This is a genomic window from Prolixibacter bellariivorans ATCC BAA-1284, from assembly GCF_000621705.1.
GTDB lineage: Bacteria > Bacteroidota > Bacteroidia > Bacteroidales > Prolixibacteraceae > Prolixibacter > Prolixibacter bellariivorans.
This window is the reverse complement of sequence record NZ_JHXO01000011.1, coordinates 295,580-310,808: the sequence shown is the minus strand read 5'-3', so window position 1 is coordinate 310,808 and position 15,229 is coordinate 295,580. Positions and strand designations below refer to the sequence as shown.

Below are 15,229 nucleotides of genomic sequence, written 5' to 3'. Positions count from 1 at the left end.
TTTATTCTCATGAAAAATAATCTGCTTAGGTCTGGTACTGTGCTGTGCCTCTGCCTTCGCCTGAGCCTTAAATAAAAAACATGATTTACTACGAAACAGGATCGCCCGAACAGGAATTGAGTGCAGTTGACCTGCAGGAAGGCCTGTTTACGGCGCTTGATAAAATCGGGGATGTCGGTAAAGTGCTGGCCATTCCGCCAGACTATACCCGATATCCGTCACACGCCGGTGAGTTGACCGAATTTGCCTGGCAATATTACGGTGACAAACTCACCGATATACTTCCGGCTTTGGGCACGCACAGTCCCATGACTGAAAAGCAAATCAGTCACATGTTCGGCCGCACTCCGATGGAACTGTTTCGTGAGCACGACTGGCGAAACGACGTGGTTACCTTAGGCGAAGTTCCCGGTGAATATGTGAAGGAAGTGTCCAAAGGAGCCATTGATTATGCGTGGCCGGTGCAGGTGAACAAATTACTGCGCGACGGCGGCCACGATTTGATTCTCTCCGTTGGACAGGTCGTTCCTCATGAAGTAGTCGGTATGGCCAACTACAACAAGAATATTTTTGTTGGAACCGGAGGAGCAGAAGGAATCAACAAGAGCCATTTCCTCGGGGCCGTTTACGGCATGGAAAAAATGATGGGACGCTCTGACACACCGGTACGCCGCGTGTTTAACTACGCCAGCGAAAAAGTCGCATCCGAATTGCCCATCCTCTACGTTTTAACTGTGGTGGAAGCCGACGGCGATGGTAAGCTGAAAGTTCGCGGCCTGTTCATTGGCGACGATTTTGAAGCCTTCGACAAAGCCGCAGCCCTTTCGGTGAAAGTCAATTTCGAGATGCTCGACAAGCCCATCAAAAAAGCAGTTGTTTATCTAGACCCTACCGAATTCAAATCGACATGGTTGGGCAATAAAGCGGTTTACCGTACCCGGATGGCATTGGCCGACGATGCCGAGTTAGTCGTTCTGGCTCCAGCCCTGAAAGAATTCGGCGAAGACCCGGAAATTGACAAACTGATTAGGAAATACGGTTATCACGGCACTCCACACACCCTGGAAATGGTTGAGAAAAACTCTGAGCTACGAAAGAACCTCAGTGCCGCAGCACACCTCATTCACGGTAGTTCCGAAGGCAGATTCACCATTACCTACTGCCCGGGAAATAACCAGGAAAACCTGACCCGCGAAGAGATTGAAAGTGTGGGATTCCAATACAAAGATCTGGATGAAATGATTCAGATATACGATCCTCATCAGTTAAAAGACGGATGGAACCAGTTGCCTAACGGCGAAGAAATTTTTTACATCTCGAACCCGGCGCTGGGACTATGGGCTTACAAAGACCGGTTCAAGGATTAATTACAAATTGCCAAGCAAAAACAGTCATGGAAGAAATCAAGTGGGGAATTATCGGATGCGGAAAAGTGACGGAAGTCAAAAGTGGTCCGGCACTGCAAAAGATTGAGCACTCCAGGTTGGTCGCAGTGATGCGCCGTTCGGCCGAAAAGGCGGAAGATTATGCGAAGCGACATAATGTGCCCAAATGGTATAGCGATGCGGATGCACTCATCAATGATCCGGAAGTGAATGCCGTTTATGTGGCAACTCCGCCCGAGACGCATGCTAAATATGCCATACAGGCCATGAAAGCCGGAAAACCGGTTTATGTAGAAAAGCCGATGGCCCTCAACTTTCAGGAATGTGAAGAGATGAACCACGTTTCGAAGGAGACCGGAATGCCGCTATTTGTTGCCTATTATCGTCGCCGGTTACCCGGATTTCTGAAAGTGAAAGAATTGTTGGAGGCCAAAGCCATTGGCGATGTGCGGTTAGTCAACATTCGCTTTTACCGGACTTTTCACGAAGAAGAATACAGCGAGGGAAATCTGCCGTGGCGAGTCATCCCTGAAATAGCCGGCGGAGGTTTGTTCCTCGATTTAGCAGCGCATCAACTTGATATTCTCGACGATTGGTTTGGTCCTATCCGCGATGTACGCGGACAAGCATTCAACCAGGCTAAAGCCTATCCCGCAGAAGATATGGTCCTGGGCAACTGGTTGCACGAAACAGGTGTGGCCGGAACCGGAACGTGGTGCTTCACCACTTCAGAGCAGAAGACGCTCGACGAAATCGAAATTATCGGCAGTACCGGAAACATCCGGTTGTCGACTTTTGAGTTTACGCCGGTTATCATCGAGACGGCATCCGGGAAGCAAGAATTCCCTTTCCCTGCCCCGGATCACGTTCAGCAAAATTTGCTACAAACCATTGTGGACGAACTTCGCGGTAGCGGAAAAGCAGCGTCGACTGGAGAAAGCGCTGCACGAACCAGTCGCGCTATGGACAAAATGGTCAGCAACTTTTATTCCGGCAAATAACCAGCGAACCCGTAACCCGATTAACCTGTTATTCACACAAAAGTGAAGCAACGATGAAAATTATAATTGACGATAAGATACCCTATATCAAAGGGGCACTGGAACCATTTGCCGAAGTGGTTTACCTGCCGGGAAGCCAAACAACTCCGGAAGTAGTGAAAGATGCCGATGCGCTGATTACCCGGACACGCACCAAATGCAACCGGCAACTGCTGGAAGGTTCCAACGTAAAATTTATTGCCACGGCAACCATCGGGTTCGACCACATCGATACTGAATACTGCCGCGAGGCTGGCATTAAATGGACCAACGCCCCGGGCTGTAACTCGGGCTCGGTGGAACAGTACATTAGTTCAGCGTTGGCAGTTCTTAGTCACAAACACAACTTTTCGCTAAGCGGAAAAACCATTGGCATTGTCGGCGTCGGAAATGTCGGCAAGAAAGTGACCCGCATTGCTGAAGCGTACGGCATGAAGATTTTGCTGAACGACCCGCCCCGCGAACGAGCGGAAGGAAAAGGGGACTTCGTATCGCTGGACGAGATTCTGGAACAAAGCGATATCATCACACTGCATGTACCGCTAAACATGACCGGTGAAGACAAAACTTTTCACCTGGCCGATGACGCCTTCTTCGCGAAAGCGAAAAAGAAACCATTCGTCATCAACTCGTGCCGCGGCGAAGTAGTGGAAACTGAAGCGCTGAAAAAAGCATTTCAAGCTGACCAAATAGCCGGTGCGGTAATCGACTGCTGGGAGAATGAACCCGACATCGACCGCGAATTGCTCGATAGGGTTGACATCGCCACACCGCACATCGCTGGTTATTCCAAAGACGGGAAAGCCAACGGTACCGCCATGAGTGTACAGGCTGTTAGCCGCATTTTCGGTCTAGGCATTGACGACTGGACCTGCCAAAATGTGGAGCTTCCGGCATCGACCGAAATCACCATCGAGGAATCTGGTAAAAGTACCGAAGAAGTTTTGAAAGAAGCTGTTTTGAAAACTTATGACATTCACGAGGATGATAAACGGTTGCGGCTTTCGCCGGAAAGCTTTGAGAAACAACGGGGCGACTATCCGGTCCGCCGCGAATTCCCGGTATACCAGATAACGCTTCTTAACAGTTCGCCGGAAACAATGGAACAACTTAAAACGTTCGGTTTTAAAACGACATAAATAAAAGCACTTTAATCGTATTCAAAACATAAAAACACATGAAAGAAAAAGCAGACATTGGCCTCATCGGCCTCGCAGTAATGGGCGAAAACCTCGTGCTCAATATGGAAAGCAAAGGTTTTACTGTTGCTGTATATAACCGTACCACCGAAAAAGTAGATAAATTCATGAATGGCCGCGGCGCCGGGAAAAATTTCATCGGCTGCCACACCATCGAAGAGTTGACAGCCAACCTGGAGCGCCCGCGCAAGGTGATGATGCTGGTAAAAGCAGGTAATCCGGTTGATGCATTAATTGAGCAAATCATTCCACACCTGGAAGAAGGTGACATCATCATCGATGGTGGTAACTCGCACTTCCCCGACACCATGCGTCGCACCGAATATGTCGAAAGCAAAGGATTGCGCTACATTGGAACAGGCGTTTCCGGCGGCGAAGAAGGTGCCCTGCACGGCCCGTCGATGATGCCCGGTGGAACGCCCGAAGCATGGCCGTTTGTGAAGAACATTTTCCAGTCGATTGCCGCCAAGGTAGAAGACGGAACGCCTTGCTGTGACTGGGTAGGTGAAAATGGTGCCGGTCACTTTGTGAAAATGGTGCACAACGGTATTGAATACGGCGACATGCAGATCATTACCGAGGCGTACCAGATTATGAAAGACCTGCTGGGCATGAACTACGACGAAATGCACGACGTATTTGCCGAGTGGAACAAAGGCGATCTGGACAGTTACCTCATCGAAATTACCCGCGATATTCTCGGCTACCGCGATGAGCAGGGAGATCCGCTGGTAGAGAAAATTCTCGATACCGCCGGACAGAAAGGTACCGGAAAATGGACCGGAATTTCGGCACTCGATTTAGGCATTCCGTTGACTTTGATTGGCGAGGCTGTATTTGCCCGCTGCCTCTCGGCACAAAAAGATTTGCGTGTCACCGCATCGAAAGCGCTGAGCGGACCGAAAGCCAACTTTGAAGGCGACCGTGAGCAGTTCCTGAAAGATTTGAAAGATGCGTTGTACGGAGCCAAAATCATCTCCTATGCACAAGGTTATGACCTGATGCGCGAGGCAGCCAAAGAGCACAACTGGAACCTCAACTACGGAGGCATTGCCCTGATGTGGCGCGGTGGATGTATCATCCGGTCGAAATTCCTGGGCGATATCAAGAAAGCATACGACAAGAACGGTGATTTGGAGAACCTCCTGCTCGACGACTTCTTCAAAGGAAAAATTGAAGCCGCCCAGGAAGGATGGCGCCGTGTGGTAGCAACCGCTGTGATGAACGGCGTACCCGCCCCGGCTATGACCACTGCCCTGAACTATTTCGACGGTTTCCGCAGTGAGCGTTTGCCCGCCAACCTGTTGCAGGCACAACGCGACTACTTCGGAGCACACACCTACGAGCGTGTTGACAAACCACGTGGCGAGTTCTTCCACACCAACTGGACTGGTCACGGTGGCGACACTGCATCGTCGACTTACAACGTGTAAAACACGATAATCAAACATATTCATCCCGGGAAGAAGTCTCTTTCCGGGATTTTTTTGTGGGAAAATGTTAGATACTAGATGAGAGACATTAGACTGGTTTCAGGATGGATTTACGGTTTCTGTTGTTTCTATCGTTAAAAGAGTTTCTGTTGTTCTCCCCTGATGAATCACAACGCTATTGCGGTCGAAACAACCTCACCATTTCAATCCCTGACGTGAACGATTTGCCGATATACAGAAATTTCACGCAACGTCATGAACATTTTGGCGCCAAATGACATTACTAGGGCATCAAAGTTACCCTGATTTTTCAACTAATATTATTCATCAATTATTCTTATGAAAAAAATGTACCTGGTTGCAGTATTTCTGCTTATTGGTATTGCAACTATCCACGCTCAAACCCAACCTGACACCATTGCCATTGAAGAAGTCCTTGTTGTCTCTCAGCAAAACCTAAAGGGAACCGATATCGACTTAAAATCCATTCAAATTGAAAGTCCTCACGATGTAGGGGCGATTTTCAGAAACCAGAGTGGATTTGGAATTATTAAAAAGGGGAATTACGGAATGGACCCGGTTCTCCGGGGGTTCAAATACAGCCAACTAAATGTTCAATTCGACGGCGGTGTGAATTCGGCTAATGCCTGCCCCAACCGCATGGACCCGGCGATTTCTCAAATCTCACCCGAGGATATTGAAAAAATAGAGGTGGTAAAAGGCCCTTACGACATGAGGTACCAGTCGTTCGGGGGACTGATCAATATTGTCAGCAAGCGACCGGTATACCATCCCAATAGACCAGTTGATACGAAAATCGACCTTGGCTACCAGTCGAACGGGAACAATTACTACGGGAATATCAATTCGCTTTATGCAGGAAAAAAGTTCGACTTCCTGATGAATGCCGGGTACAAAGATTACGGAAGCTACAAAAGCGGCAACGGAACTGTTATCCCTTCATCTTTCAGCCGGTGGGATTACACTTTGAAAGCCGGATGGAACATCAGCGCCAAGCAAAGGCTGCAGCTTGCATTCCGACAAGGTAAAGCCAGCGATGTGTTATATGCAGGCCTGCCCATGGATGCCGATTTCGACAAAAGCACCATCGGCTCGCTGGATTATAACCTGGCAGATGTATCGAAAGTCGTCAAAAACTTAAAGGTAAAACTGTACACTTCACTGGTTGACCACCAAATGTCAACACGAAGGCGGCCTTCCTGGAAAATGGTGGAAGCGGTGTCGCCCCTGAAGGCACAGGTTTATGGCGGAAGAACCGAATTTAAACTGACCACCGGAAGCCGGAATACGCTCTACGCCGGAGCCGACTTCAAAGAAATTGCCAAACAGGGCAATCGGAACCGCAAGGTAATCATCAATCCGTGTACAGGAGTCACGTTGCCATCTCCGATGAACGCCGTTGATAAAATCTGGCAAGACAGCAAAAAGGACAATGTAGGTTTGTTTGCTGAAAACCGATTTGAAATCAGCAAAAGTGTTTCATGGATATCCGGATTACGTGCAGACAGGGCTTCTTACCAAATCAACGATCCGGCCGACGATTTCAAAGCACAATACAACAACGACGTTCAGCCTGAAGCCAAGATCCTTCCTTCGGTCAGTAGCAGGCTCAACTGGTACATCAACCGCGACTGGAGTTTTCAATGGGCCATTGCCATTGCGCAGCGGGCACCCGATTTGAGCGAAGTGTTCATCAACCACCTCAGTATTGGGACCGATGCCTACGAATACCTTGGAAATCCCAATCTGAAAGCGGAAACCAATCACCAGAGCGATGTGCGTCTCGAATACAAGAGCGATAATCTGAAGGTCTACGGCGATGCCTTTTATTCATATTTAACCAACTACATCAGCGCGAAGCTGGACACTTCGATTCATAAAAAGTTTATGGCGTGCAACCCGCCTTACGGGACCAAAGTGTTTACCAATATCGATAAGGCTTTTATGACCGGTTTCGAAGCCGGAGCTGAAGTGAGGTTCCTGAACAATTTTACCTATTCCTTGTCGGCTGCTTACACCTATGCGCAGAACAGTACGCTTAACGAGCCACTTCCGGAGATACCGCCGTTTACGGTCAACAGCTTTATCGCTTTCGAAACTAAAAAAGTGCAAACGCGCCTCCATGGTCGCTTTGCTGCCGACCAAAACCGGGTTTCGAAAACCTTTGCCGAAAGCACAACGCCCGGCTTCTCGGTATTCGACTGGGATTTTTCGTACAGCCCTGTAAAAGCAGTCAGCATCAACGCTTCGGTCACCAATATTTTCGATGTAAACTATGTGGAACACCTGAGCCGGGCCTATAAAAACAGGGGAGCCGAAACCGGAAATCTCTACTACGAACCGGGGAGAAGCTTCCATATCGGGCTTAGGGTCACCCTATAAAGGATTAATCCGCTACAATTGTAAGATTTTACCAATACTGATTAAAGGATGTCATCCCTCGGGGGGATGACATCCTTACAGCCCACAGAGATACTCCACCGTCATCAGATAAAGTACCTGGCTTTCCGGGAGGTATCCGTTGCTGCGTGACAAGTATCTTCCCGAAACTGACGCACTTCAGCAGCGTGCATGAGCGTCCCGTACACATACCAGCATTCCGTGCAGCGCATACAAACGTCTTGTACAAATACGATCGCTTCATGCAGCGTGCAAGAACAGTCTGGATACATAAAGACACTTCATCCCGCGTGCATGAACAGCCTGCATCAATATGAGCACTTCAAGCGGTGCGCATGAGCGTCCCGTACACATACCAGCATTCCGTGCAGCGTGCACAAACGTCTTGTACAAATACGAGCACTTCATGCAGCGTGCACGAACAGTCTGGACAGATACGAGTGCTTCATTCGATTGAAATGAAGCGCCTGAGTTGCCAGAGGTAATTCATCACGATTTGACAAAGTGATCCCGGTTACTAAAGGCGCTTCGTCACCATCTGTTGAGCCACTTTCAGTCATTCAGCGTGCTCCGCCAGATGCGGGTGAAGCCATTCAGGTGACTAAAAGTGGTTCGTTAGACGCAAACGGGATGGAATGAATACCTGATAACACATCTTCACATGTCAATGAAATAATCAGGATAAATCCGGGTAGTTCGTTGCGTGTTGTTTCTGTAATGAAAACGGCAACTCACAAAACAGCCGGAAAAGACAAATGGACAAAAGCTGATTTTATACTCAAAGTTGTAAAATCGTCGAATCCATAGCTAAACCTGCAATTTGCCGATTTTTTATTTTTCAACTACCCAAACACTTTATCATTGTCACAAAACATAAATAAAATTGACAATGAAAAAACTAATCGCACTTTCGTTAACGCTGCTCTTTTTTCAGGCAGCCTTTGGACAAAACAACACAAGTACGGCGGACAGCCTGAAAAATGAAGGACTTTTAATGCCCGCTTTAATGAAGTACGGCGAAGCAATGGCGCAGCATCCTTCAACAGAAATGTCGTATAAGATTGCGTCAACAACCGCGCTTTTATGGACCTCCCAAATGAGAGACACCACTTTCTATTTCCTAAACATCGCACTTCAAAACGACTCCTCACTGGAACCATTATACAACCCCGATTTTTTAAGCGTCATTGATGACCCGAGATGGGAGAAAGTTGAAGATGCGCAGTTCAAAAAATATGAAGCGAAAAACGGTCCCATCAAAAATGAGCCATTTGCCCGGGAATTGTTCCGAATGATCATCAAAGACCAGGGGATGATGTACGCAGGAAATATTGAACGAAGGAAGTACATGAAGAACGGAGGGTATTTTAGTACACCGGCCATTTTTCCTGTTCTCGCTATGGAAGAGAAGAACAAAAAGGAAAACGAAGAGCAATTGTTGAAACTTCTGGACCAATACGGCTGGCCAACAGCATCAGCGGTGACAGAGGTTGCCGCAGCAGGAGCAGCGCTTATCATCAACCATGCCAGTCACGAGCTCCGGGCCAAATACTTTCCGATGCTGGAAAAGGCCTTTAAAAATGGAGAAGCACAACCGCTCCGATATGCCAAAATGTGCGACCGGTTGCTGGTAGAAGAGGGAAAAGAACAATTGTATGGTACGCAAATGAAATTCGATAATATGGTGCGGAAACCTTACCCCATAAAGGAGCCTGAAAAGGTGGACAAGCGCAGAGCCGAAATTGGATTAGGTCCTTTGAAACCCTATCTAAAGGAACGGTTTAATATCGATTGGCCGACTGCTGAAAAGAAGTAGGCCATAAGAACGACCAACAATCATATAGCCTCCAATGGACTACGCCAAATGCCACCGGCTGATTCATTGGAGCCTCTTTTTTGTGATAAAACGTGGTGTTCACCAACAAGCCAGACATATAATTTGAATCGTAATTAAAATCACCAGCTTATCCGCTACACACAATAAAAAACAATGAACTACCTGAAAAAAACACTATACATACTTATTCTTTTCTCTGGATTGTCAACTACAGCTCATGCTCAAAAACTCGAAAAACAATTTGATAAAATGCTCGAAAAGGAGTTCCCGCCATCGGGGCCTGGAGCAACGGCATTAGTAGCAATTCATGGCAAAATCATCTATCAAAAGGCCTTTGGTATGGCCAATTTAGAATTAGGCGTTAAAACAGAGCCGGAGATGGTGTATGAAATAGGGTCGATAACAAAACAGTTTACTGCTGTCTCCATATTAATGTTGATGGAGCAGGGAAAACTGAATCTGGATGATGACATCACCAAATTCATCAAGGACTACCCTACTCATGGTTATCACATTAGTATTCATCATTTACTAACGCACACCTCCGGAATAAAAAGTTATACATCGATGAAGAACTGGTTTTCAGTTTGGAGAAAAGACTTTAAACCAAAAGAGTTCATCGATTTTTTCAAGAATGAGCCCATGGATTTTGCTCCCGGGGAGGAATGGAGATATAATAATTCCGCCTATTTTATTCTTGGCTACATTATTGAAAAGGTATCAGGGCAAACCTATGAACAATTTGTCAAGTCTAATATTTTCGAACCACTTGGAATGCACCACACTTTCTACGGCAGTCATTCCAAGATCATTAAAAACAGAGCTTATGGTTACCAAAAACGGGGAGACTATAAGAATGCCGACTACCTGAGCTTTACACAACCGTATGCTGCTGGCGCCCTGATGTCAACGGTCGAAGATCTCCTTATTTGGAACCGGGCAATTCGCTCCAACAAACTGGTAAAAAAGGAATCAATAGATTTAGCGTTCACCAATTATGAATTAAACAACGGTAAGAAAATAAATTATGGTTATGGCTGGGGCCTGAATGACATTAATGGGAGTCCAACCATTGAACATAGTGGTGGGATTTTCGGCTACGCTACCAACTCAATCTATCTTCCAAATGAAGATGTATTTGTTGCAGTCTTTTCAAATTGTGATTGTCATGATCCAGGGCAGGTTTCAACCAGGATGGCAGCACTTGCCATTAATAAACCATATCCCACCCAGAAAGATGCAATAGCTGTTGACAATGAATATCTTAAAAAATTAGTTGGTGTGTATGAGTTTGAAGACCACACAACCAGAATTATAACGCTACATGATAATAATCTGTACAGTCAAAGAACCGGAAGTAGTAAAAAGAGATTATATCCAATAAAGAGAAATACCTTTTTCTTCGAAAATAGTTTGTCTAAAATTCAATTTCAGGAAGAAGGAAATCAGATGGAAGCAAGTTTCTCCAATCGGATAAATAAGACAAAGGGAATAAAAACGGATAAACCGATTCCGTTGCACAATGAAATACAAGTAAGTCCGGAAATATTAAAGCGTTACATTGGTGTTTACGAAATACGACCTGGATTTAACATCAGTGTTACTTTTGAGAATGGAAAATTAATGACACAAGCCACAGGACGGCAGAAATTTCAGGTTTATCCTGAATCAGAAACCAAATTCTTTCCTAAAGTTTTTGATGCTGAAATAGAGTTCATTGAAAATGATAGTGGCAACATTGATTCATTCATCATATATAAAGGCGGTCAGAAGATTATAGGGAAGAAGAAAAGTTAATTACTATTTATTCTTCAACGGTTCTTTGACAGGAGTCGATTGAAACGCCGTAACCCCTGACGTTTGAGGCAATCTCTACAGGGGCACTATCAACCTAAAGACAAAAAGATTTATGAGAACACGATTCATTGTCATTCCAGGATTAACAATGGCCTATTCAACTTTCAGCAAAGCACAAAATCTTCAAACGACCGAAAATCTCAAGGCTGTGCTGGATAAGGTTTGGCAGACAGAACAAGCTCCCATCCATTTAAGGGATTCATTAATGAGAATTTATGGTGCCGATTCAAAACAGTTTCACAAGTATCAGACGATCTATAAGCAGAACCACAAGATAAATGAGCAGATAGTAAAAACATGCTCGATCAATACGGTTGGCCAACCAAAGAAATGATTGGAGAATAGGACAATTGGACCATATGTAATGTCATTCAACATTCAGATAATGCTGCCCGGCTGAAGTATCTTCCACTGATGAAACAAGCGGTAAAAGACCATAAACTGGAACCACGATTCCTGGACAGAGCAGAAGACAGAATTGCGACAGAACGAGGCGACCTGCAAATCTATGGAGGGCAGATGAAATATTACCCCGAAACGAAAACCTTCAATGTATGGCCCGTATACGATCCCGTGAATATCGATAAACGAAGGGCAGCGATAGGGCTCGGTCCCATCGCCGAATTTCTAAAAAAACGGTTCAACTTTGAATGGAATCTGGAAGAACAAATTAAGAGGACAGAAGAATTTAAACGGGAACAAGAATCCACACGGCCGAATTAATTACGGAACAGACAAAGATGAGAGTAGTCAATCGATAAAAGATGCAGCCATTCTGCATAAATGGAATTCACAATGCATTGTCTCCCATCATTTCTTAATTTTCCCCCAGCCATAATCATACCCGAAGCATCTCACATTGGCGACAATCAATTCCACTCACACATCAAAATTTCCAAAACCATTATATCTTAGCGGGAAAAACCTGCAATATGAATTGGACCTGGCTCTTCATCGGATGCATGGCAATTGCCATCATCTATTTACGTTACGCCCCCCGACCGCTCCCGGTCAAAACCCGGACCGATAAGTTTATGAACTTTGTGTTGCGCTGGTTCCATTCCCTTACCTGGTTTTTTCTGTCCTTGTTTTGTTTGGTGCGCATGGCGGCCCTTCCCTCGCTGTATGAGCTTGGATTCATCTTCGCCATTATGGGCGGGTTGTTATATTTCCTATTTTTAGGTGTATTTCTGTTCAGCCGTTTTTCCAGGCGGCGGTAACAAGAACCGATTTTCAACCTGATAAACTAATTCATATGAGCCAGTTGATGCTTCTGGCGATTGTCATTTCGGCGGTTGCCCTCCTCTTACTTCTCGTCCTCCGATTCAAAATCAATGCTTTCATCGCGCTCATTGTTACGAGCATGTATGTCGGTCTGGCCACCGGCATGAAACCCGCCAGTGTGCTTCAGAGCATACAAAATGGCATGGGCGGTACACTTGGCTTTGTTGCTACCGTGGTAGGCCTTGGAGCTATTTTCGGAGCATTGCTCGAACATAGTGGAGGAGCACGTTCGCTCGCTCATTACCTGGTCGGGAAGTTCGGATACGAACGAGCTCCGTGGGCCATGGTGCTCACCGGTTTCATCGTGGCCATTCCGGTTTTCTTCGATGTGGGTTTCATCATTTTGGTACCCATTGTCTATGCGCTTTCGCGCGATACGGGTAAACCGGTACTGTATTACGGCATACCGCTACTGGCGGGACTTGCCGTTACACACAGTTTTATTCCACCGACCCCCGGACCGGTGGCTGTTGCCGAAATTGTCGGTGCCAACCTGGGTTGGGTGATTCTACTTGGTTTTATCATTGGAGTACCCACAGCCATCATCGCCGGACCGGTATTCGGCAAATATATTAGTAAACGGATTTCCGGTTCTCCGCTCGCTTTCAGTAATGAAGAGGAAGAACCAACTGATACTACACAATTACCTGGTTTTGGCATTATCGCTGCGCTAATTGGTGTTCCGTTGCTGTTGATTCTGGCCAACACCATTTCCGGCGTGCTGGTAAGCAAAGAAATCATCAGCGCCAGTACAACGACAGACATTATCGCTTTTTTGGGGCATCCGTTTACAGCCCTAACATTGGCGACGCTGCTTTCACTTTATTTTCTGGGTACCAAACGAGGGGTATCCGGAAAAGAATTGCTGGACATCAGTACCAAAGCACTGGGCCCGGCCGGTATCATCATCCTGATAACCGGAGCCGGCGGTGTATTCAAGCAAGTACTTATCGATTCAGGTATCGGGAAAATGCTGGCCAACTCCATCGCCAATTCAGCTCTTCCTCCGTTATTACTGGCCTGGCTATTGGCCGCAGTCGTTCGTATTACGCAAGGTAGTTCTACTGTAGCTATGATTACGGCCGCCGGCATCATGGCTCCTGTTTTGGAAGTATTCGATCTTTCGGCACCTCACCGGGCATTGATTGTCCTATCCATTGCTGCCGGGGCAACCATCCTTTCACATGTAAATGACAGTGGATTCTGGCTGGTAGGGAAGTACTTTGGCATCGACGAGAAACAGACGCTTCAATCATGGACAGTGATGGAGACCATCATCTCGGTTTCGGGATTAATTTTCAGCCTTGGTCTGAGTTTTTTCGTCTAGGTAAAAAAATTCTTAAGGATGGACAATTAATCATTTATTCGCTTAAATGATTCCATACTTTTTATGACCTTTGTCATTCCACAGTAAAATACGTCCCACGAAACACCACTCAACATGTACAAAATTCAGACACTGAACAAAATTGACGAAAGAGGATTAAAACTTTTTCCGGCTGATGCTTACGAAGTAGGCGGAGAGGTAACCAATCCGGAAGGCATTGTGTTGCGCAGTTACAAAATGCACGACATGGAACTTCCTTCCTCGTTGAAAGCCATTGCCCGGGCCGGAGCCGGGGTCAATAACATTCCGATAGACAAATGTACCGACAAAGGGATTGTTGTATTCAATACCCCGGGTGCAAACGCCAACGCAGTAAAAGAACTGGTGATTGCCGGTTTGCTTCTTTCTTCCCGTAATATTGCCGGCGGAATTGAGTGGGCCAAAACACTGAAAGGTGAAGGAGACAATGTGGCTGCTTTGGTAGAGAAAGGAAAATCGAACTTTGCCGGCAACGAAATCAAAGGAAAAACACTGGCTATCATCGGACTTGGTGCCATTGGAGTAATGGTTGCCAATGCAGCCGAAGCGCTCGACATGAACGTAATTGGTTTCGACCCCTATATTTCCGTTGAGCATGCCTGGGAACTGAACCAGAATATCGCCCGTGCCGAAAGCATCGAAGCACTGCTGGCACAGGCCGACTACGTGACTCTTCAGATTCCACTGATGGATAAAACCAAAAATTTCATCGATGCAGAGAAAATTGCCATGATGAAAGACGGGGTACGCATCCTGAACTTTGCCCGTGGCGGACTCGTTTCGAATGCCGATTTGAAACCCGCGCTCGAAAGTGGAAAAGTAGGCTGGTATGTAACCGATTTCCCCGATGCAGATGTCATTAACATGAAGAATGTGATTGCCATTCCGCACCTTGGTGCTTCCACTGAAGAATCGGAAACCAACTGTGCAGTAATGGCAGTCCGCGAAGTACGTGATTACCTCGAAAACGGAAATATCCGTAATTCGGTGAACTTCCCCGATGTAATCATGAACCGTAACGGTGGTGCCCGCATCCTTATCGCGAACAAGAACGTTCCGAACATGGTAAGCCAGATTTCCACCCTGCTGGCTGGCTACAGTGTGAACATTGCCGACATGATGAACCGCAATCGCAACGGAATTGCTTACAACATCATTGATATCGACCGAAATGAATTGAATCCCGAAGTTGGTGATAAACTTCGCGAAATTGAAGGCATCTTCATGGTTCGCATTCTTCCCGGACAGAAATAACAATCTTTAATGATTTAGATAGGAAACACTCCAAACCTTAACTGTTTTGGGGTGTTTCTTTTTTATATGGACGCATATTAAAATCAGTCTATAAAAACGACAAAAGTAAAGTGTATTATTTACACCTATTGTTGCCATTTTAATAATCAAAAA

12 protein-coding genes are annotated in these 15,229 nt (G+C 46.2%); all 12 read left to right on the top strand.

The window, feature by feature from the left end:
* The first annotated feature begins 80 nt into the window (after nucleotides 1-80).
* On the top strand, nucleotides 81-1,367 hold the full coding sequence (locus T426_RS0116090; RefSeq protein ID WP_025864448.1) for a nickel-dependent putative hexonate epimerase: 1,287 nt from the start codon (nucleotides 81-83) through the stop codon (nucleotides 1,365-1,367).
* A 26-nt stretch (nucleotides 1,368-1,393) separates the two neighbouring features.
* Nucleotides 1,394-2,386, top strand: a complete 993-nt coding sequence (locus tag T426_RS0116085) for a Gfo/Idh/MocA family protein (protein WP_025864447.1) — start codon at nucleotides 1,394-1,396, stop codon at nucleotides 2,384-2,386.
* 53 nt (nucleotides 2,387-2,439) lie between these two features.
* The gene (pdxB, locus tag T426_RS0116080; RefSeq protein ID WP_025864446.1) at nucleotides 2,440-3,564 is read left to right on the top strand and encodes a 4-phosphoerythronate dehydrogenase PdxB; all 1,125 of its coding nucleotides are present in this window, start codon (nucleotides 2,440-2,442) and stop codon (nucleotides 3,562-3,564) included.
* Nucleotides 3,565-3,602: 38 nt separating this feature from the next.
* Nucleotides 3,603-5,057, top strand: coding sequence for a decarboxylating NADP(+)-dependent phosphogluconate dehydrogenase (gene gnd / locus T426_RS0116075; protein ID WP_027585965.1), 1,455 nt, complete (start codon nucleotides 3,603-3,605; stop codon nucleotides 5,055-5,057).
* A gap of 339 nt (nucleotides 5,058-5,396) precedes the next feature.
* A complete protein-coding gene (locus T426_RS24025; protein WP_025864445.1) occupies nucleotides 5,397-7,460 on the top strand; it encodes a TonB-dependent receptor domain-containing protein in 2,064 nt (687 codons plus the stop codon).
* A 907-nt stretch (nucleotides 7,461-8,367) separates the two neighbouring features.
* Complete coding sequence (locus T426_RS25250) at nucleotides 8,368-9,294, top strand: DUF6624 domain-containing protein (RefSeq protein WP_025864444.1); 927 nt, start codon at nucleotides 8,368-8,370, stop codon at nucleotides 9,292-9,294.
* Between the two features lie 174 nt (nucleotides 9,295-9,468).
* Nucleotides 9,469-11,112 carry a serine hydrolase gene (locus T426_RS25245; protein ID WP_082229553.1) on the top strand — a complete coding sequence of 548 codons (1,644 nt, stop codon included), beginning with the start codon at nucleotides 9,469-9,471 and terminating at the stop codon, nucleotides 11,110-11,112.
* A 112-nt stretch (nucleotides 11,113-11,224) separates the two neighbouring features.
* Nucleotides 11,225-11,506, top strand: coding sequence for a hypothetical protein (locus tag T426_RS26030; protein ID WP_174820390.1), 282 nt, complete (start codon nucleotides 11,225-11,227; stop codon nucleotides 11,504-11,506).
* A gap of 23 nt (nucleotides 11,507-11,529) precedes the next feature.
* Nucleotides 11,530-11,895: a DUF6624 domain-containing protein gene (locus T426_RS26025; protein WP_308788847.1), complete on the top strand. Its 366-nt coding sequence runs from the start codon at nucleotides 11,530-11,532 to the stop codon at nucleotides 11,893-11,895.
* Between the two features lie 209 nt (nucleotides 11,896-12,104).
* The gene (locus T426_RS0116045) at nucleotides 12,105-12,392 is read left to right on the top strand and encodes a hypothetical protein (protein ID WP_025864441.1); all 288 of its coding nucleotides are present in this window, start codon (nucleotides 12,105-12,107) and stop codon (nucleotides 12,390-12,392) included.
* Between the two features lie 35 nt (nucleotides 12,393-12,427).
* Nucleotides 12,428-13,783: a GntT/GntP/DsdX family permease gene (locus tag T426_RS0116040; RefSeq protein ID WP_025864440.1), complete on the top strand. Its 1,356-nt coding sequence runs from the start codon at nucleotides 12,428-12,430 to the stop codon at nucleotides 13,781-13,783.
* A gap of 114 nt (nucleotides 13,784-13,897) precedes the next feature.
* Nucleotides 13,898-15,076, top strand: coding sequence for a phosphoglycerate dehydrogenase (locus tag T426_RS0116035; RefSeq protein WP_025864439.1), 1,179 nt, complete (start codon nucleotides 13,898-13,900; stop codon nucleotides 15,074-15,076).
* The last annotated feature ends 153 nt before the right edge of the window (nucleotides 15,077-15,229 follow it).